19 protein-coding genes and 1 other annotated feature are annotated in these 20,508 nt (G+C 42.8%); of the genes, 16 read left to right on the top strand and 3 right to left on the bottom strand.

Going from position 1 to position 20,508, the window contains the following annotated elements; genetic code table 11:
* Positions 1-59: 59 nt before the first annotated feature.
* Both BJR36_RS01585 and BJR36_RS01580 read right to left on the bottom strand, forming a co-directional pair.
* Positions 60-947, bottom strand: a complete 888-nt coding sequence (locus BJR36_RS01585) for a cyclic di-GMP-binding domain-containing protein, MshE-related (RefSeq protein ID WP_091229104.1) — start codon at positions 945-947, stop codon at positions 60-62.
* Entirely contained in the window at positions 947-1,327 is a 381-nt protein-coding gene (locus tag BJR36_RS01580; RefSeq protein ID WP_091229101.1) for a response regulator, read from the bottom strand. Before BJR36_RS01580 ends, BJR36_RS01585 begins: the two co-directional genes overlap by 1 nt.
* 274 nt (positions 1,328-1,601) lie before the next feature.
* Between BJR36_RS01580 and BJR36_RS01575 the strand changes: the two genes are divergently transcribed.
* The 16 genes from BJR36_RS01575 (at position 1,602) to BJR36_RS01500 (ending at position 19,186) form a co-directional block, all read left to right on the top strand.
* Positions 1,602-1,946, top strand: a complete 345-nt coding sequence (locus BJR36_RS01575) for a hypothetical protein (protein WP_091229098.1) — start codon at positions 1,602-1,604, stop codon at positions 1,944-1,946.
* A gap of 112 nt (positions 1,947-2,058) precedes the next feature.
* Positions 2,059-2,365 (top strand) — a binding site (T-box leader).
* A 47-nt stretch (positions 2,366-2,412) separates the two neighbouring features.
* The gene (gene pheS, locus BJR36_RS01570) at positions 2,413-3,432 is read left to right on the top strand and encodes a phenylalanine--tRNA ligase subunit alpha (RefSeq protein ID WP_091229095.1); all 1,020 of its coding nucleotides are present in this window, start codon (positions 2,413-2,415) and stop codon (positions 3,430-3,432) included.
* A gap of 60 nt (positions 3,433-3,492) precedes the next feature.
* Entirely contained in the window at positions 3,493-5,913 is a 2,421-nt protein-coding gene (gene pheT / locus BJR36_RS01565) for a phenylalanine--tRNA ligase subunit beta (protein ID WP_091229089.1), read from the top strand.
* A 16-nt stretch (positions 5,914-5,929) separates the two neighbouring features.
* A complete protein-coding gene (gene queA / locus BJR36_RS01560) occupies positions 5,930-6,955 on the top strand; it encodes a tRNA preQ1(34) S-adenosylmethionine ribosyltransferase-isomerase QueA (protein ID WP_091229085.1) in 1,026 nt (341 codons plus the stop codon).
* A gap of 276 nt (positions 6,956-7,231) precedes the next feature.
* Positions 7,232-8,689: an acyl-CoA carboxylase subunit beta gene (locus BJR36_RS01555; RefSeq protein ID WP_091229082.1), complete on the top strand. Its 1,458-nt coding sequence runs from the start codon at positions 7,232-7,234 to the stop codon at positions 8,687-8,689.
* Positions 8,690-8,701: 12 nt separating this feature from the next.
* Positions 8,702-9,046, top strand: coding sequence for an OadG family protein (locus BJR36_RS01550; protein WP_091229079.1), 345 nt, complete (start codon positions 8,702-8,704; stop codon positions 9,044-9,046).
* A 19-nt stretch (positions 9,047-9,065) separates the two neighbouring features.
* Positions 9,066-9,467 carry a biotin/lipoyl-containing protein gene (locus BJR36_RS01545; protein WP_091229076.1) on the top strand — a complete coding sequence of 134 codons (402 nt, stop codon included), beginning with the start codon at positions 9,066-9,068 and terminating at the stop codon, positions 9,465-9,467.
* Positions 9,468-9,525: 58 nt separating this feature from the next.
* The gene (locus BJR36_RS01540; protein WP_091229074.1) at positions 9,526-10,686 is read left to right on the top strand and encodes a sodium ion-translocating decarboxylase subunit beta; all 1,161 of its coding nucleotides are present in this window, start codon (positions 9,526-9,528) and stop codon (positions 10,684-10,686) included.
* A 51-nt stretch (positions 10,687-10,737) separates the two neighbouring features.
* Positions 10,738-12,150 (top strand): oxaloacetate decarboxylase subunit alpha, encoded by a 1,413-nt coding sequence (locus BJR36_RS01535; RefSeq protein WP_091229071.1) that lies wholly within the window; start codon positions 10,738-10,740, stop codon positions 12,148-12,150.
* 405 nt (positions 12,151-12,555) lie between these two features.
* Positions 12,556-13,482 (top strand): MurR/RpiR family transcriptional regulator, encoded by a 927-nt coding sequence (locus tag BJR36_RS01530; protein WP_091229070.1) that lies wholly within the window; start codon positions 12,556-12,558, stop codon positions 13,480-13,482.
* Positions 13,475-14,713, top strand: a complete 1,239-nt coding sequence (locus tag BJR36_RS01525) for a BaiN/RdsA family NAD(P)/FAD-dependent oxidoreductase (RefSeq protein ID WP_091229068.1) — start codon at positions 13,475-13,477, stop codon at positions 14,711-14,713. The genes BJR36_RS01530 and BJR36_RS01525 overlap by 8 nt, the downstream gene beginning before the upstream one ends.
* A 267-nt stretch (positions 14,714-14,980) precedes the next feature.
* Positions 14,981-15,652, top strand: coding sequence for a (d)CMP kinase (cmk, locus tag BJR36_RS01520; RefSeq protein WP_091229066.1), 672 nt, complete (start codon positions 14,981-14,983; stop codon positions 15,650-15,652).
* A 2-nt stretch (positions 15,653-15,654) separates the two neighbouring features.
* Complete coding sequence (gene ispH, locus BJR36_RS01515) at positions 15,655-16,506, top strand: 4-hydroxy-3-methylbut-2-enyl diphosphate reductase (RefSeq protein WP_091229064.1); 852 nt, start codon at positions 15,655-15,657, stop codon at positions 16,504-16,506.
* Positions 16,487-17,572 carry a 30S ribosomal protein S1 gene (rpsA, locus tag BJR36_RS01510; RefSeq protein WP_091229062.1) on the top strand — a complete coding sequence of 362 codons (1,086 nt, stop codon included), beginning with the start codon at positions 16,487-16,489 and terminating at the stop codon, positions 17,570-17,572. The genes ispH and rpsA overlap by 20 nt, the downstream gene beginning before the upstream one ends.
* A 21-nt stretch (positions 17,573-17,593) precedes the next feature.
* The gene (locus BJR36_RS01505) at positions 17,594-18,370 is read left to right on the top strand and encodes a CheR family methyltransferase (protein ID WP_091229059.1); all 777 of its coding nucleotides are present in this window, start codon (positions 17,594-17,596) and stop codon (positions 18,368-18,370) included.
* 63 nt (positions 18,371-18,433) lie between these two features.
* Positions 18,434-19,186, top strand: coding sequence for a tRNA threonylcarbamoyladenosine dehydratase (locus BJR36_RS01500; RefSeq protein WP_091229056.1), 753 nt, complete (start codon positions 18,434-18,436; stop codon positions 19,184-19,186).
* A gap of 9 nt (positions 19,187-19,195) precedes the next feature.
* On the opposite strand, the gene BJR36_RS01495 is transcribed toward BJR36_RS01500, so the two are convergent.
* Positions 19,196-20,287 carry a ribonuclease H-like domain-containing protein gene (locus tag BJR36_RS01495; protein ID WP_091229055.1) on the bottom strand — a complete coding sequence of 364 codons (1,092 nt, stop codon included), beginning with the start codon at positions 20,285-20,287 and terminating at the stop codon, positions 19,196-19,198.
* Positions 20,288-20,508 lie beyond the last annotated feature (221 nt).

Below are 20,508 nucleotides of genomic sequence, written 5' to 3'. Positions count from 1 at the left end.
TATATTTCAAAAATAAACAGGCAGTGAACCATTCTAATATGGTTCACTGCCTGTTGTAGTTATTCGAGGTTGGAAATCAGGAAATTGATTGTGCCGAATGAAAAACTTACAGGGATGCAGCTTAAAAAAGCTGATGGGGCTATGATGCAGTTGTTTTCATGGATTGGCGGGTTTAAAGTCAGGTCTATAGAGTGATCGTTCGACATGTTTACTGCAAATAAACCGTTGTGCAGATTTAAAAAGTCTTCAACGGAAGCCTTGACATATTCGTCGAATTCTGAAAAGTTTTCGCCTGCATAACGGGATGCAAATGTGATAAAGGTGTCCCGGTCCATATCGATTGCAGTATATGCTGAAAAAGAGCCTTTAATAACCTGGGAAACGCAATAATTAGAAGGATAAGCTGAAATTGCGGATGCCTTAAAGGGAGTAAAATCCTCGCCTATAAAACGGATTAAATTATTGAACAGCAGGGTGATGTAATTGAGATAATAAGCACTGTTTTCGGAACGATTGCTATAGTAAAAATCCTGGATCAGCGTGTCGATCCTATGTGTCTGATCTTCTGAAAAATCATTGTCGGTAATTTCAAATTCCGACTGATAAGCGGAAAGAACTGATTCGAACTGATTGGTGGAAATATATCCCCGTTCTATCAATGCCTGCCCCAAAAGCAGAAATCCCGGCTTCTGAGCACTTAAAAGTTCGGTGACCTGCTCAGGAGTCAGAAATCCTTCTGCAACTGCAAGTTCGCCAAAAGGTTTGCTGATGCGCGTCTGCAGGATGTGAACCTGCTCAACTTCTCCTGAAGTCATATACCCTGCATGGATGGCCAGCATACCGAGTTTCAAATGTACGGTTTTAGTATACCGTATGGCTTCAACCATCTGCTCTGATGTGACGAGTCCTTTGCTTAATAGATAGTTGCCAAAAAATTGCGTATACATTATTTTTGTCCTCCTATTGCGTTCAGAACAACCTTTTTAACAAGTTCGTTATCAAGTGGTTTTTGTAAGAAGTCTATGGCTCCTGCTTTGAGCGCTTCTTTCAGATAGCTCTGGGTTCCAACGGAGGAAGCCATTACAACACGTGCTTTCGGGTCGAATTCGAGTATTTCATTGACAACGGTAATGCCGTCTTTTACCGGCATGATGATGTCCAGAAATACAAGATCAGGTTTGTTGATTTTGTAACTGTCTATCGCCTGCTGGCCGTCTGAAACTTCATAGATATGCTGGCAGCCTAAAGAGGCCAGATAGTCCTTCAGTTTCTTTCTTGCCAGAACGGAATCGTCAGTAATGAGTATCTTTATCGTAGAAAAATCCATAATTTGCTCCTCCTTAATATATCTGAGTGTATACCTATATATCATATAGTACACTAATGACAGGACAATTTCAATCTTCTATGTAACAATATTACATATGATAATGAAAAAATATGTGTAGATCGGAAAATAATTGTGCAACGTGTTAAGAAAGACTCGGAAAAATTGTGAAATGTTTCAGAACACTTTTTGCAGAGTGATTTATTCCTTGTGCAAATGGTTTAAAAAGGATATAATTCAAGTAACAAATTATAAGAAAAGGAAAGTGAGAATAATGGATTTTTTGAAATTTATGGATTTTTTTGTAGTTGGCGTCGGTCTGTATGTTCTTTATAGCGTATATGTCTGGAAGACTACAGGGAAGATGAAAAAAGGATTTCTGATCAGCGGCGCGTTGAATCTTGATGCCTGCAAAGATCTGCCTGGCTACATTGATTTTATGTCCCTTAAAACGGGGATATTCGGTGTCGTGGTCATTATATATGGAGCTATCGGGCTTATTAACACCTACCTGATTGAGCTTAACGATATAATTGTAATGGCAAGCACATTTGTTTTCTGGGGCTGCCTGATATGGTATGCGGTCGTATCTTCAAAAGGCGCTAAAAAGTTTTTTTAGATTTCTGCAGACAATTAGGTGTTGACAACTTTTTGCAATGTGATAAAATTATACGGAACGAGTGTGCATTGTCAGCAAACTGTAAGGTTTCGTGATGATCATGCTTATATATGAAAAGGCATTGATGGTGCCAGTAGATGATCATTTTCTTACAGAGAGAGGAAGACGCCGGCTGAAAACTTCCTTAAGTTCAGATGATTATTGAATTTCCCACCGGAGCTGCATTTTTGAAATTTAACGCAAGCTATACTGTAGGATATGTGTGTCAGGGAGAGCCTGCCTCATCGGATCATATCAGAATCAAGTGGTTGCCGTTAAACGGGTAGAAAATGACGACTGTGCGCGTTAAGCATGCTAAGAGCCTGTTTTATACAGGAATTAGGGTGGTACCACGGAATTAATATAACTTCGTCCCTTGCCGGGGACGGAGTTTTTTTGTTTAGCAAAAGAAAGGAGATTATCGATAATGAAAGAAAAATTATCAGTTATCAAAGAAGAAGCAATCAGACAGATTCAGGGAGCGGATACGCTTGAAAAATTGAACGAGGTACGAGTAGCGTTTTTGGGAAAAAAAGGAGAATTGACCGCAGTGCTGAAAGGCATGAAGGATGTATCTCCTGAAGACAGGCCAATGGTCGGCCAGCTGGTGAATGAGACAAGAGAAGCAATTGAGAGTCTTTTAGATGAAACAAAAGATAAAATGGAGAAAGTAGCAAGGGAAGCAAGATTAAGAGAAGAAGTAATCGATGTTACCCTGCCAGCGAAGAAAAACGATGTAGGACACCGTCATCCAAATACCATAGCATTAGAGGAAGTAGAAAGAATCTTTGTTGGAATGGGATATGAAGTTGTTGAAGGTCCAGAAGTAGAGTATGACTACTACAATTTCGAGGCTCTTAATATACCGGCAAATCACCCGGCAAAAGATGAGCAGGATACGTTCTATGTGAACAGCAATATCGTTTTAAGGACGCAGACATCACCTGTGCAGGTGCGTACAATGGAACAGGGACATCTTCCGATCAGGATGATTGCGCCGGGAAGGGTGTTCAGGTCAGATGAAGTAGATGCAACGCATTCACCTTCATTCCATCAGATTGAAGGCCTTGTAATCGATAAAAACATAACGTTTGCCGATTTAAAAGGAACCCTTGCACAGTTTGCAAAAGAACTGTTTGGCGAAGAGACAAAGGTTAAATTCAGACCACATCATTTCCAGTTCACGGAACCAAGCGCTGAAGTTGATGTAACCTGCTTCAAATGCGGCGGTAAAGGCTGCAGGATGTGCAAGGGCTCAGGATGGATTGAAATATTAGGCTGTGGTATGGTTCACCCTAATGTGCTTAGAATGAGCGGAATCGATCCTGACGAATACAATGGTTTTGCATTCGGAATTGGTCTCGAACGTATTGCTTTGCTGAAATATGAAATCGACGATATGAGGCTTCTCTATGAAAACGACGTGAGATTCTTAAAGCAGTTTTAGACAAATTTTTTTCGGTACCGTACCGAAGCGATTAATATATATACAAGAAGGAGAATAAGAATGAATACATCATTATCATGGATAAAAAAATATGTTCCTGATTTGGAAGTTTCAGCACAGGAATACACAGACGCGATGACATTATCAGGAACAAAAGTCGAAGGATTTGAAAGGCTTGATGAAGATCTTGAAAAAATAATTATCGGACAGATCATAAAAATTGACAGGCATCCGGATGCTGACAAACTCATCGTCTGCCAGATCGATTTCGGAACAGGGGAATTGGTGCAGATTGTTACGGGCGCTACGAATGTTCATGAAGGCGATAAAGTGCCGGCAGTTTTAGATGGCGGAAGAGTTGCAGGCGGCCATGACGGCGTTAAGACAAAAGGCGGCATAAAAATAAAGAAAGGCAAACTCAGGGGCGTAGAATCCAACGGAATGCTTTGCTCAATTGAAGAACTGGGATCTACAAAAGACATGTATCCTGAAGCTGCAGAAGATGGAATCTATATCTTTGACCAATCGGCAGTTGTCGGGGAAAGCGCAATCAAGGCTCTTGGCCTGGATGACATTGTTTTTGAATATGAAATCACTTCGAACAGGGTTGACTGCTACAGCGTGCTTGGTATTGCAAGGGAAGCAGCGGCTACATTTGGAAAGGCTTTTGTCCCACCTGTAGTTACGTTCGAGGAAAACAGCGAAGATGTAAACGACTATATCAAGGTCAATGTAGAAGATAAGGATCTCTGCCCGCGTTACTGTGCAAGAGTAGTGAAGAATATCAAAATCGGACCATCTCCGAAATGGATGCAGAGATGCCTCTCTTCAAGCGGAATCAGGCCAATCAACAATATTGTCGACATTACAAACTTTGTTATGGAAGAATTCGGACAGCCAATGCATTCCTATGATCTTGATACGATCGCAGGAAAAGAAATCGTTGTAAGAAGGGCTGCAGACGGAGAAGTGTTCAGAACTCTTGACGGGCAGGAAAGGATCCTGGATTCTTCCGTCCTCATGATCTGTGACAGCGAAAAACCGGTTGGGATTGCGGGAATCATGGGTGGAGAGAACTCCATGATAACAGACAATGTAAAGACCATGGTTTTTGAAGCGGCATGTTTCGACGGAACCAACATCCGTCTTTCAAGCAAGAAGGTCGGCTTCAGGACTGACGCATCAGGCAAGTTTGAAAAAGGTCTTGACCCTGAAAATGCAGAAGCTGCAATGGACAGGGCTTGCCAGCTGATTGAAGAGCTTGGAGCAGGCGAAGTTGTCGGCGGTATGATAGATGTATATACAATGCGCAGCGAGACAAGAAGAATCGCATTTGATTACGAAAAAGTAAATAAAATGCTCGGTACTGACATCGATGAAGCGACCATGCTGTCTTATTTTGAAAAACTTGAGCTTGGATATGATGCGGATGCGAAGGAAGTTATCATACCTACTTTCAGACAGGATCTGGAATGCTTTGCAGACCTTGCAGAAGAAGTTGCACGCTTCTACGGTTATGACAACATTCCGACAACGCTCCCAACAGGCGAGGCTACCATAGGAAAGCTTTCCTTCAAACTTCGTATTGAAGCGGTTGCAAGGAGCACATCGCAGTTCTGCGGGTTTAACCAGGGGATGACTTATTCCTTTGAAAGCCCAAAAGTATTCGATAAGTTGCTGATACCAGCTGATTCTGAACTGAGAAATGCAGTTACGATTATCAATCCTCTCGGAGAAGACTTCAGCATCATGAGGACAACCTCCCTTAACGGAATGCTTACATCACTTGCCACGAACTACAACAGGAGAAATAAAAATGTGCGCCTCTACGAGATGGGAAACATCTATCTTCCAAAGCAGATACCGGTGACCGAGCTGCCTGAAGAAAAAATGCAGTTTACACTCGGTATGTACGGAGAAGGAGATTTCTTCACGATGAAGGGTGCTATTGAGGAGTTCTTTGAAGAAATCGGAATGAAGAATAAGGTGGCATATGATCCAGCATCAGGCAAACCGTTCCTTCACCCGGGAAGACAGGCTTCCATTGTTTATGCAGACACAGTGGTAGGTTATCTGGGAGAAGTACATCCGGAAGTTGCGGATAACTATGATATCGGAGAAAGGGCATATGTTGCCGTTCTGGATATGCCGGGAATCATACCATTTGCCACATTTGACAGAAAATATGAAGGAATTGCGAAATATCCGGCAGTGACAAGAGATATCAGCATGGTTATGAAGAAAGAGATTCTTGTGGGCCAGGTTGAAGCAATCATTGAAGCAAAGGGAGGGAAAATCCTGGAAAGCTACAGTCTCTTTGATATCTATGAAGGATCCCAGATCAAGGAAGGACACAAGTCTGTTGCCTACTCGATCGTATTCCGTGCTAAGGACAGAACGCTTGAAGATGCTGACGTAAATGCTGCAATGAGCAGGATTTTGAAAGAACTGCAGGGAATCGGAATCGAATTAAGACAGTAAGGGATATGGTGAAGAGATGAATGTAAAGGATTTTGATTTCTATCTGCCGCTGGAGCTGATCGCGCAGGATCCTCTTGAGGACCGTTCGAGTTCGCGCCTGCTGACACTGGATAAAAAGACTGGCGAGGTAGAACATCATGTTTTTACCGATATAATTGATTATCTGAACCCCGGCGACTGCCTTGTTGTCAATGACACCAAGGTGATTCCGGCGAGGCTCATCGGAAGTAAAATCGGAACCGAGGCAAAGATAGAAGTTCTTCTTTTGAAAAGAATGGAAAATGATATATGGGAATGCCTTGTAAAGCCAGGCAAGAAGGCGAGACCAGGAGCGGAGATAAGCTTCGGGGACGGACTCCTGACAGGAACGGTCATGGATGTGGTTGAAGAGGGAAACCGTCTTATTCAGTTCTCTTACGACGGCATCTTCGAAGAGATACTTGACCGTCTTGGACAGATGCCGCTTCCGCCTTATATTACGCATCAGCTTCAGGATAAGAACCGTTATCAGACTGTATACGCAAAGCATGAAGGCTCGGCAGCGGCACCGACTGCCGGTCTTCACTTCACGCCGGAACTCATGAAAAAGATAGAGGAAAAGGGCGTGGAAATTGCATATGTGACCCTTCATGTAGGACTTGGAACTTTCAGGCCTGTCAAGGTGGATAATATACTGGACCATCACATGCATTCTGAATTCTTCTCCGTGGAAGAGGCGGAAGCAGAGAAAATCAATAAGGCAAAAGACCAGGGCAGGCGGGTGATTGGTGTCGGCACTACAAGCTGCAGAACCCTTGAATCGGCAGCGGGACAGGACAACAGGCTGAGGGCCGGAAGCGGATGGACAGAGATCTTCATTTATCCAGGATATGAGTTTAAAATAATTGACGGACTTGTTACAAATTTCCACCTACCGGAATCTACCCTTTTGATGCTTATTTCTGCCCTTGCAGGCAGGGAGAATGTGATGGAGGCCTATAAAATGGCTGTGGCTGAAAAGTACAGATTCTTTAGTTTTGGCGATGCCATGTTTATCCATTGACGTCAGCCTAGAATATGCCAATGGACCGCAAAATAATTTAAACCAAACGGTTCTTGCTTTTTGGAAGAATACCTGACATAAAAGTGAAATTATCAAAAGAGGACACCCTGACCGGTTGTTCTCTTTTGATTTTTGTGCAAATTTGTTGTTCATAATGTATGAAATTGTTAAAAGTTTGACTTAAGGCTTGAAATTTGCCTAAAAAAAAGTTACAATTATAATCGGCAGAAAATTGGATTTACTTTTTATAAAAAAAAGAAAAATGGAGGGCTGAAAATGAGTAATACAGCACAGAACTTGGCAAGTAAAAGAATCAACGCTTTGCTTGACAAGAACAGTTTTGTTGAAATTGGCAGCTGCGTGACAGCTAGGAGCACAGATTTCAACATGCAGCAGAAGGAAACCCCCGCAGACGGTGTGGTTACCGGATATGGTGTAATTGATGGAAATCTGGTATACGTGTACAGCCAGGATGTATCCGTATTAGGCGGATCTATAGGCGAAATGCATGCAAAAAAAATCGTGAAAATCTATGACATGGCGCTTAAAATGGGAGCACCTGTAATCGGTCTGCTTGATTGCGCAGGTTTAAGACTTCAGGAAGCAACAGATGCGCTTAACGGATTTGGCGAACTTTATCTTAAGCAGAGTCTGGCATCAGGAGTAATTCCTCAGATTACAGCGATTTTTGGAACTTGCGGCGGTGGTTTATCCGTAGTGCCTTCACTTACTGATTTTACATTCATGGAAGAAAAGAATGCGAAATTATTTGTAAATTCGCCAAATGCAATTGATGGAAATATTGTTTCAAAACTTGATACTGCTTCGGCAAAATTCCAGGCTGAAGAGGCTGGAAATGTAGATGTTGTCTGCAGCGAAGCGGAAATGTTCCAGCAGATCCGCAGTCTTGTTTCCGTTCTTCCGGCAAACAATGAAGATGATATGTCTTATGACGAGTGCATCGACGATCTGAACAGGGTATGCAAAAATCTTGAGAATGCTGCAGAAGATACAGCAATCGTTCTTTCAAATATTTCAGACAGCCATTTCTTCTTTGAAGTTAAGGCGAATTATGCAAAAGAAATGGTTACAGGATTCATAAGGCTTAATGGAATGACTGTTGGTGCCGTTGCAAACCGCACAGCAGTTTATGACAGTGAAGGCAATGTGGCAGAAAAGTACGAAGCAGTTCTTACTACTGCAGGATGTGGAAAAGCAGCCGAATTCGTTCAGTTCTGTGATGCATTTAATATACCGATCCTTAGTCTTACAAACGTAACAGGATATATGGCTACAGTTGAAGAAGAAAAGACAGTTGCCAAAGCAGCAGCACGCCTTACTTATGCATTTGCAAATGCAACTGTAGCAAAAGTGAATGTCGTTGTCGGAAAAGCTTACGGAAGCGGATACCTGACTATGAACAGCAAGTCTCTCGGAGCAGATATGGTTTATGCATGGCCTAAGGCAGAAATCGGAATGATGGATGCAACCCAGGCTGCAAAAATCATGTATGCAGATGAAATCGCAGCTTCAGATAGTGCAGCTGCACTGATCAAAGAAAAAGCAGCTGAATATCAGGAATTACAGTCAAGCGTAATGGCTGCAGCTAAGAGAGGATATGTAGATACCATTATCGAAGCAGAGGATACAAGAAAATATGTTATCGGTGCTTTTGAAATGCTGTTCACAAAAAGAGAGGACCGTCCAGGCAAGAAACATGGAACGGTATTATAAGAGGTGAAATAAATGGTAGATAAAATTGTTACAGGGTTATTAAATACTTTGTTAGGGATGGGAAGCGTTTTCGCAGTACTGATCCTTATCGCGTTTATCATTTCTTGTATGTCGATTATCCCTAAGATTATGGACAAAAAAAGCGGCCAGCCTGTTCAGGCACCTGCAAAAGCACCAGCAGCTCCAGCACCGGTAAAACAGTCCGTAGCGCCGGCAGCAGAGGAACTTGTGGATGATTTTGAACTTGTGGCTGTTATTACAGCTGCAATTGCAGCTTCGGAAAATACTTCCACAGACAGTTTTGTGGTTAGGTCAATTAAACGTGCAAATTCAAAGAAGAAATGGCAGAGAGCCTAATTAACAGGAGGAATAGAAAATGAAGAATTATACAATTACCGTTAATGGAAAAGCATATAACGTAGTAGTAGAAGAAGGTATTACGGCAGGAGCAGCAGCACCAGTAGCAGCACCAGTAGCAGCACCGGTAGCGCCAGTGGCAGTAGCAGCACCAGTAGCAGCACCAGTAGCAGCACCAGTTGCAGCAGCACCGGCTGGAGCAGCGGGAGCTGTTGAAGTTACAGCAGCTGTACCAGGCAAGATCATTAAAGTTGAGGCAAGCGTTGGACAGGCGGTAAAATCCGGAGATACAGTAATCATCATTGAAGCTATGAAGATGGAAATCCCTGTTGTAGCGCCACAGGACGGAACTGTTGCAAGCATCAATGTATCAGCAGGAGATGCGATCGAATCAGGAGCTGTTCTTGCTACATTAAACTAGACCCTCCCATAATCCTGAAACGGATTATCGCAGGGAATATTACGGGAGGTTATAAAAAATGGATTATATTATCAATACATTGGTCAATCTGGCAGAACAGTCAGCATTTACCAGCCTGCAGCCTGGCAATTTCGTCATGATCGGCGTTGCATGTGTATTCTTATATTTAGCAATTGCAAAAGATTATGAACCGCTGCTTCTTGTACCAATCTCTTTCGGTATGCTTCTGGTCAACCTGTTTCCGGGAATCATGGCATTACCATTTGTTGACGCGAACGGGATTGAGCAGGCAGGCGGGCTTCTTCACTATTTTTACGTGGGAGATGAACTTGGACTCTGGCCTTCTCTTATTTTCCTGGGCGTAGGTGCCATGACAGATTTCGGCCCGCTGATTGCAAACCCGAAAAGTTTTCTTTTGGGAGCATCTGCACAGTTCGGCGTATTCTTTGCTTATCTTGCTGCAATTGTAATGGGATTTGATGATAGGGCAGCAGCAGCTATTTCTATTATCGGCGGAGCTGACGGTCCTACTTCAATCTATCTGGCGGGCAAGCTGGGACAGGTAAAATATATGGGGCCTATAGCCGTTGCGGCATATTCCTACATGTCCCTTGTTCCAATCATACAGCCTCCGATTATGAGGGCCCTCACTACAAAGGAAGAAAGATGCATCAAGATGGAACAGCTGAGACACGTGACAAAACTTGAGAAGATCCTCTTCCCGGTTATCGTTACGATTGTTGTAGTACTGATCCTTCCATCAACGGCTCCCCTTATCGGTATGCTTATGTTAGGAAACCTGTTCAGGGAATCGGGCGTTGTAAAGCAGCTTCAGGAAACGGCTTCAAATGCAATGATGTATATCATCGTTATTCTGCTGGGTACTTCAGTTGGAGCTACCACAAGCGCTGAGGCGTTTCTGAATTTTGACACGCTGAAAATCGTGGCTTTAGGACTCATCGCATTCTGCATCAGTACTGCATCTGGTGTCCTTTTTGGAAAGCTGATGTGCAAACTTTCCGGCGGAAAGATCAACCCGCTCATCGGTTCTGCCGGCGTGTCGGCTGTCCCAATGTCAGCGAGGGTATCCCAGAAAGTCGGAGCGGAAGCGGATCCAACGAACTTCCTGCTTATGCATGCTATGGGACCTAACGTAGCCGGTGTTATCGGTACGGCAGTAGCCGCTGGTACATTTATGGCTATTTTCGGAGTAAAATAAATAGAGAAGCATTGGCATTTTGCAGTGCTTAAAAAATCAGGAGGTAAGGAAATGACAGAACATATTAAAAAACCGGTAAAAATTACCGAAACTATATTGCGTGATGCCCACCAGTCCTTAATCGCCACAAGAATGACCACTGAGGAAATGCTTCCGATCATTGAGAAGATGGATAAAGTGGGATATCATTCAGTGGAATGCTGGGGCGGAGCTACATTTGACGCATCCCTCAGATTCTTAAAGGAAGATCCATGGGAAAGACTCAGAAAATTAAGAGCAGGATTCAAGAATACGAAACTTCAGATGCTTTTCAGGGGACAGAACATTCTCGGATACCGCCACTATGCGGATGATGTTGTAGAATATTTTGTACAGAAATCAATCGCAAATGGTATCGATATCATCAGAATCTTTGATGCCCTGAACGATATCCGTAACCTTGAAACAACTGTAAAGGCTACAAACAAAGAAAACGGACATGCTCAGATTGCAATCTCCTACACATTAGGTGATGCTTATACAACTGAATATTATGTTGAAATGGCTAAAAGAATTCAGGAAATGGGAGCGAAATCCCTCTGCCTCAAGGATATGGCAGGACTTCTGCTTCCTTACGAAGCAACGGATCTTATCGGCGCTTTAAAAGATGCAGTTGAAATACCAATCCAGCTTCATACACACTATACAAGCGGTGTTGCTGCCATGACATACTTAAAAGCAGTAGAAGCGGGCTGCGATATCATTGATACTGCTATGTCACCATTCTCAATGGGAACAAGCCAGCCGGCAACTGAGGTTATGGTTGAAACATTCAAGGGAACTCCTTATGATACTGGATTCGACCAGCTGCTTCTTGCAGAAATCGCTGATTACTTCAGACCATTAAGAGACAAGGCCCTTGAAACAGGATTGCTGAATCCGAAAGTAATGGGTGTTGACATTAAGACTCTGTTATACCAGGTGCCAGGTGGAATGTTATCAAACCTTGTATCCCAGCTGAAGGAACAGAATGCAGAAGACAGATATTATGACGTGCTGAATGAAATACCAAGAGTACGTAAAGATCTTGGCGAACCACCTCTGGTTACACCTTCAAGCCAGATCGTAGGTACTCAGGCTGTATTTAATGTTCTCCTGGGAGAACGCTATAAAATGGCTACAAAAGAAACAAAGGCAGTTCTGAGCGGTGAATACGGACAGACTGTTAAACCTTTCAACAAAGAAGTTCAGAAAAAAGTAATTGGAGATATCGAACCAATCACTTGCAGACCGGCAGATCTTCTTGAACCTGAACTTGCCAAGATTGAAGCTGAAATGGCACAGTGGAAAGAGCAGGATGAAGATGTCCTTACTTATGCATTATTCCCACAGGTTGCAACTGATTTCTTCAAATACAGACAGGCACAGAAAGCAAAGGTAGATCCGGCTGTTGCAGATACTGCCAGCGGTGCTTATCCAGTATAGGAATCCTATCGGATCTGCAGGCATTCGGTACTGCGCTTTCATAGCAGCAAACGAAGCAGGCAGATTGCCTGATACCTGTACAGATATATCCAAAGAATAATATGAGCAGCATACAGCCCGGCAGTTCCGGTACCTGTATGCTGTTTTTGGTTGACAGAATCGCACATTCTTATGAGATAAAAATACTCCGTGCGAGATGTGCCACTCCGGTTCCGACTAAGCCAGGTGAAAGAAGGGGACATCTATCCTGCATTGTCTAAATACAGGGTAGAAAATAATCATTGTATACAAACGTACCGATATGTTATACTTTAGCAAGTAATGCAACCTGACTGAATAATGGGATTGTAATAAGGCAGAGCCGGCAGTGCGTTTGAGTATAAAGAATAATTTAGAGGGTGGCCTATGAAAACACAAAACGATTTGATTAAAAGAATAAATGATAAAAGGGACAGCTTCAGTAAAGGTCAGAAACTTCTTGCGTCTTATATTACTGCTAATTATGACAAGGCAGTCTTCCTGACAGCTGCAAAGCTTGGTAAAATAGTAGGAGTCAGTGAATCTACGGTAGTAAGGTTTGCAGCGCAGCTTGGCTATGACGGATATCCGGAATTTCAAAGGGATTTGGAAGAAGTAGTAAAAAACAAGCTAAATTCCATACAGAGAATGGAAGTCACATATGGAAGGGTCACCCAGTCGGAAATCCTGACATCTGTACTCCAGTCGGATATGGAGAAGATCAAACAGACACAGGAAGGAATCAATCAGGCAGCTTTTGAATCGGCTGTTGAGACCATAGCAGATGCAAAGCATATTTATGTAGTGGGGATCAGAAGCTGTGCGCCTCTGGCAAGTTTTTTCAGCTTCTATCTGAATCTGATTTTTGAAAATGTAAAGCTTCTCCAGACGAACAGCTCAAGTGAGCTTTTTGAACAGATGATCCGTATCAATGAGGAAGATGTAATCATAGGAATCAGCTTTCCAAGATATTCAATGAGGACCCTTAAGGCCATGGAGTTTGCCAACAAAAGGAATGCGAAGGTGATCACCCTTACCGACAGCGTACATTCTCCCATGACCATGTACTCTGCCTGCAATCTGATAGCCCGCAGCGATATGGCTTCCATCGTGGATTCCCTCGTTGCACCTCTGAGCGTCATAAACGCCCTTCTGGTAGCTCTTTTCATGAAAAAGCAGCAGGAGGCTATACACACGCTGGAAACCCTTGAAGAGATATGGGATGAGTACCAGGTATACAATAATGATGAAATAGACTTTCTGGAAAATAGTACGGATTCTGATTTTCCAAAAGCAGGAGATAAAAATGAGTAAAGTAATAATTGTCGGCGGAGGGGCAGCCGGGATGTTCGCATCCATATTTGCCGCTAAAAACGGGAACGAAGTCCATGTATATGAGAAAAATGAAAAACTTGGAAAAAAATTATATATAACAGGAAAAGGAAGATGTAACATCACAAATGCCAGTGATATGGAGACCTTGTTCGATAATATCATGGGAAATAAAAAGTTTCTGTACAGCTCCTTTTACGGATATAATAATTTCGATGTGATCGACTATTTTGAGGCGGCCGGGCTGAAGACGAAGATTGAACGCGGGAACAGGGTGTTTCCAGTATCCGATCACTCATCAGACGTGATCCAGGCATTGGCCAGGGATATGAGAGATCATGGCGTGGAAGTTCATCTGAACAAGGAAGTCCGTGAAGTGATTGTGGAAAATGGCGTGGCAAAGGGCATCAGACTGAAGAACCGGGACAAAGTGTTCGGAGATGCAGTTATAGTTGCCACAGGAGGCCTTTCCTACAAAGTTACGGGATCCACAGGGGACGGATACGAATTTGCGAAAAAAGCAGGCCATACCGTAACAGAACTGTCACCCTCCCTGGTGCCGTTTAATATCCAGGAGCCGTTTGCCAGGGAACTGCAGGGCCTGTCCCTGAAAAATGTAAGAGCAACGGTATCTGACGGAAAAAAGGAAGTATACAGTGATTTTGGTGAAATGCTCTTTACGCATTTCGGCGTTAGCGGGCCGCTTATTTTAAGCGCCAGCAGTTATGTAAGCGCATACAAAGGCTTTCAGGAAGGCAGGAAGCTGAAACTGTCAATCGACCTGAAACCGGCACTGTCTGAGGAACAGCTGGATGCAAGGATCCTCAGGGACTTCGAGGCCAACAAAAACAAACAGTTCAAAAACTCGATCGGCGGACTGTTTCCGTCCAAGCTGATTCCTGTAATGATAGAACTTTCGAAAATCAACCCGGATAAAAAGGTAAATGAGATTTCGAAAGAAGAAAGACAGCATTTTATCGGCGTCATCAAAGGTATGGAGATGACAATCCTAAGCCTGCGTGATTATAATGAAGCAATCATAACCAGGGGCGGCATATCACTCAAAGAGGTGAATCCATCGACGATGGAATCAAAGCTGGTAAGCGGCCTGTATTTTATCGGCGAGGTGCTTGACCTGGATGCGATGACAGGCGGGTTCAATCTTCAGATAGCATGGTCAACAGCTTATGCGGCAGGCAGCAGCATTTATTGATTTACAGGAGTGGAGGTCAAAAGCCCATTTACACAATGGTATTCGTCAATTTGTACAGGTTTTCGAATGAGGACGTGATGCAGCTGGCGAATGTGCAAATTGACGAAGCCGGACGTTACAAGGGGGCTTTTGACATGTTAATCTTTATGGGAAATTCCGCAGATTTCCTAGAAATCAATAACACTCCGCGGGGAGGTAAATGATGTGAAAGAAGAATGTGCCGCAGATTAGGAAATTCAAATAAACAAACAGAAATGGGGAATGAAGATGAGTTACAGCATAGCAATCGACGGTCCAGCAGGGGCAGGGAAGAGCACGATAGCAAGGCAGGTTGCAAAAAGGCTTGGATTCATTTATGTGGATACGGGTGCAATGTACCGTGCAATGGCCTTATATCTGCTTCGCAAGGGCATTGCAGCGGATGATGGGGAGCGCATCAGTGAAGCCTGCAAGGATGCGGATATAACCATAGAATACGCTGACGGAGAGCAGCAGGTGATATTGAACGGCGAGAACGTGAATGGCAGCATCAGGACCGAGGAAGTCGGAAATATGGCATCTGCAAGCGCTGCTAACAAAGAGGTAAGGATCAAACTTGTAGAACTTCAGAGGAACATGGCTGCGAAAAAAAATGTGGTCATGGATGGCCGGGATATCGGTACCTACGTTCTGCCCGAGGCGGATCTGAAAATCTATCTGACCGCCAGCTCTGCTGTAAGGGCCGAACGCAGGCATAAAGAACTCACGGAAAAAGGAATTGAATGCGATTTTGACGCTATCGAAAGGGATATTATCGATAGGGACGACAGGGATATGACCAGGGAGTTTGCGCCTTTGAGACAAGCTGAAGATGCTGTTCTGCTGGACAGTTCCTATATGGGAATAGAGGAAGTCATTGATTCTATTATGGAATTATTTCATGGCAAAAAGGGTGAGTGAATATGAAAGTTAAACTGGCACGAACTGCGGGGTTCTGTTTTGGCGTTAAGCGGGCTGTAGACAAAGTGTATGAGCAGATTGAAAAAGCTGACATGCCAATCTATACGTTTGGTCCGATTATCCACAATGAAGAAGTTGTGAAGGATCTGGAGGCAAAAGGCGTAAAAGTAATCGATACGGTGGATGAACTGAAAAGCCTGAATGAAGGAATCGTAATCATACGCTCCCATGGCGTTTCGGAAGAAATATACCGGATAATTGATCAACTGGGGCTGGAATGTGTTGATGCGACATGCCCCTATGTAAGGAAAATTCATAAAATAGTCAGAAACGAAAGCGAAAAAGGGAACGTCATAGTCATCATAGGCAATGACAAGCACCCTGAAGTAGAGGGGATCAAAGGCTGGTCAGGACCGGAGACCTATGTGATCGAATCACCGGAAGAGGCAGAAAAGTTCGATGCGGCAAAAGAAAAAAAAGTATGTATTGTATCTCAAACGACATTTAATCATAATAAATTTCAAGATTTAGTTGAAATTATTTCTAAAAAGGGTTATGATATACTTGTTTTAAATACGATTTGTAATGCCACGGAAGAGAGACAGACTGAGGCAAAGCAAATTGCAGGCGAAGTAGAGGCCATGATTGTTATAGGCGGAACCAATAGTTCCAATACTCAGAAGCTATTTGAAATATGCAAGAAGGAATGTGAAAATACTTACTATATACAGACACTCAAAGACTTGGACTTAGAGGAATTGAAGTCCATTAGTAGCGTAGGTATTACCGCAGGGGCATCAACCCCAAATAATATTATCGAGGAGGTTCATACCAATGTCAGAAATGAGTTTTGAACAAATGTTAGAGGCGTCATTAAAAACAATACGTACAGGAGAGGTAGTCGAGGGGACAGTTATCGACGTCAAAGAAGATGAGATCATCTTAAATATAGGTTACAAGTCAGACGGTATTATCACAAGAAATGAATATACCAATACACCAAACGCTGATCTTAGAACTTTTGTCCAGGTTGGAGAAACCATGGAAGTTAAGGTTTTAAAAGTTAACGATGGCGAAGGACAGGTTTTATTGACTTATAAGAGACTTGCTGCTGAAAAAGGCAACAAGAGAATCGAAGAAGCATTCAATAATAAAGAAGTGCTTACTGCTAAGGTTGCACAGGTATTAAACGGCGGCTTAAGCGTTGTTGTAGATGAAGCAAGAGTATTCATTCCTGCAAGCCTTGTTTCAGATTCTTATGAAAAGAATCTTGAAAAATACAAAGATCAGGAAATTGAATTCGTAATCAGCGAATTCAACCCTAAGAGAAGAAGAGTAATCGGAGATCGCAAACAGCTTCTGGTTGCTAAAAAAGCAGAACTTCAGAAGGAATTATTTGCTAAAATCAAAGCAGGCGACGTTGTTGAAGGAACAATCAAAAACGTTACTGATTTCGGTGCTTTCGTTGATCTTGGCGGAGCTGACGGACTTCTTCACATTTCAGAAATGTCATGGGGAAGAGTTGAAAATCCAAAGAAATTATTCAAAGTTGGCGATACGATCAAAGTACTCATCAAAGAAATCAATGCAGATAAAATCGCTCTCAGCCTTAAATTTGCAGATGCAAACCCATGGGCAAATGCGACAGAAAAATATGCAGTTGGCAATGTTGTTACTGGAAAGATTGCAAGAATGACTGATTTCGGCGCTTTCATTGAATTAGAAGCAGGCGTTGATGCATTACTTCATGTTTCCCAGATTTCTAAAGATCATGTTGAAAAGCCATCAGATGTTCTGAAAGTTGGACAGGAAGTAACAGCTAAAGTCGTAGATTTAAACGAAGCTGATAAAAAAATCAGCTTAAGCATCAAAGCTATGGAAACAGAAGAAGCATCTGAAGAAGAAGCTACAGAAGAATAGTTTTCAAAGGGAGAGTCGTTTTTGGTTAATGATTATGAAAAATTCAAGAAGGATGTCTTCAGCCTGACAAACATCGATCTCAATGCCTATAAAGAAAGACAGATGAAACGAAGGATTGATACATTAATCAGCAAAAACAGCATAGCCGGATATAATGAATATATCTCGGCTATGAATAAAGATTCCAGCCTGTTTCATGAATTCATTAATTATATAACAATTAATGTCTCGGAGTTCTACCGAAATCCGGAACAGTGGGCGCTTCTTGAAAAGGAAGTCTTCCCACAGATGTTGAAGAATTTCGGCAGCAGACTTAAGATCTGGAGTGCAGCATGTTCAACAGGTGATGAGCCTTATTCTCTGGCGATGGTACTTTCGAGGCTGTTGCCGCTTAATCAGATCAGGATTATTGCAACGGATATTGATAAAGAGGTTCTGGCGAAAGCAAAAGTCGGTCTGTATAATGAGAAAAGCATCAAATCTGTACCGGATGAATTCAAGAAAAAGTATTTTACGAAAATCGGTCCATCTTACCAGATATCTGATGATATCAAGCGATGTGTTGAATTTCGGGAACATAATCTTTTAGAGGATCCTTATCCGGGCAGCTGTAATTTGATTGTATGTAGAAATGTGCTGATCTATTTTACCGAAGAAGCTAAAAATGATATCTATCTGAAATTCAATGAAGCTTTGAAAAAAGATGGTATTCTTTTTATTGGAAGCACGGAACAGATTATTCAGTACAGGGCAATGAATTTTGAACGCTACAAATCGTTTTTTTATCAGAAATCATAACTAATATCACAAAAGACTACTGGATTTTCATTCAGTAGTCTTTTTAAACGAAAGGAGATATTTATGTCTGAATTGTTTGGAAGAACGGAACTTCTTTTTGGGAAAGAGGCCATGGATAAGCTCAAAGGATCCAGGGTGGCTGTTTTTGGCATCGGAGGCGTGGGCGGATATACAGTTGAAGCGCTGGCAAGAAGCGGTGTCGGAACCCTGGATATTTTTGACGATGATACGATATGCGTTTCCAATATCAACAGGCAGATCATTGCAACAACCAGGACGATAGGCAGAAATAAGGTGGATGTTATGAAAGAGCGGGTGTTGGACATTAATCCGGATGCCATAGTCAATGCTTATCAATGTTTCTATGGGCCCGACCAGGCAGACCAATACGATTTTACTGTTTATGACTATATTGTTGATGCCATTGATACCGTGACAGCAAAACTGGAACTTGTTGTCAGGGCTCAGGCTGCAGGAACACCGATTATCAGCTGCATGGGCGCCGGAAATAAGCTGGATCCGACTGCGCTTGAAGTGACGGATATCTACAAGACTTCCGTGTGTCCCCTTGCAAAGGTAATGCGGAAAGAGCTGAAGGCACGAAGGATCAAGAAGCTGAAGGTTGTATATTCAAAGGAGCTGCCGAGGAAGCCGCTGGCAGCAGAAAACGGAACACCCGGTGAAGAGTTGCCTTCTCAGCCACTGAGGGCAGGAAAGCCTAAAAGACAGACTCCGGGAAGCACTGCGTTTGTGCCATCAGTAGCCGGCCTGATCATCGCAGGAGAGGTCGTTAAGGACATCACAGGGATCAGATAGTGTTTTATTTTAAACCAGCAGAGAGAGAACATGGCAGACGTATGATTTGAGCTTCCCTGAGTCATTGAGAAAGTCATCGGTCAATTCGAAGTATGTGAGCTTATCTTTGAACTCTGATTTGTAGGATGGCGTGATGATTTCGCAAAACTGTGGAAGAAAGATGCCTGATTTTCGCGTATAGCAGTTTGCTGCTCTGGCTTTTTTTCGATATTCCCTGTCAACGAACATGGCTACGCTTTTATGGATAGCAGCATCTTCGGCAGGCAGATAGTAGTAGTTACCATAATCAGGGTAGAAATATTTCAGTTCGCCATCATAAAGGCCGATTTTCAGTTTGCCCCTGTCTTCGGAGCCTGAAAAATAAAAGCAGCCGAAATGTCCTGCTATTTTTCGCGGAATGGATTTCTCAAGTGTGAGGCTTATGACCAGCTCGGCCGTCTGAGCGCCATCAAAAGCAGTATAGCTTTCGGATTCCCAGGAAGTGATGCTGAAGGCGCCTTCAAATAGGCTGCAGTAAGAGATCATGGGCATGATTTTAAAAAGCCCGGACAGGTCCTCCCTGTTGTGGAGCAGGAGCGGTTCTATGCACTCAGAATCGCCGTTTTTCAGGTATTCAAGATACACGGAAATCAGTTCGCCGCCAGAAAACCTGTCATCCCTTTCGATATCGAGAAAGCCCTCGACAGCTTTCTGGCGGAGTGAGTCCAGTTTTAGCAGTTTCTTGTAGGGTGAAATCTTTTTATAAAGATCAATGCCTGGCAGGCTGCTGAAATCAAATTCAAGGCCGTGGACAAGGCATCTCTGCTGAAGATAAGGGATGTCAAAGCCGCTCCCGTTGTAATGTACAAGCAGGCTGCATCCCGCAGCAAATTCAAAGAATGCTTGCATGATCAATGGCTCTTCATTCTTGTTTTCTGCGAACCACTGTATTACGACCGGAGTGGTACCATCCAGACAGGCACAGCCTATCAGGTAGACCATTGATGTTTTAGGGGATAACCCTGTGGTCTCTATATCAAAAAATATTGTTCCGGAAGGATTCTGAAGGACACTGACAGTAATATCTGTTTCATGTATAAAGGGAGTTTTTGTTATAATCATAGTTTACACCGCCTGATCAAAATGATATTGCAAGTAAGGGCCATTCTTGCTGAAAGTTACGTTTTAACAGTTCTAAGTATAGCATAGAGAATGTGCTTTGGCATTATAATCCAGCGCATTCCGAGTATCGGAATCGAACATTTTTGCGCATTGTTTTTGTTCTTTTTTGAATTATTAGATAAGTCAAAAATTTAACACTGGATTTTGGAACTGATATCCAT

Origin of the sequence: Anaerobium acetethylicum (genome assembly GCF_900096945.1) — a bacterium.
GTDB lineage: Bacteria > Bacillota > Clostridia > Lachnospirales > Lachnospiraceae > Anaerobium > Anaerobium acetethylicum.
The sequence above is the reverse complement of the archived record's forward strand: the minus strand, read 5'-3'. Positions and strand labels throughout refer to the sequence as shown.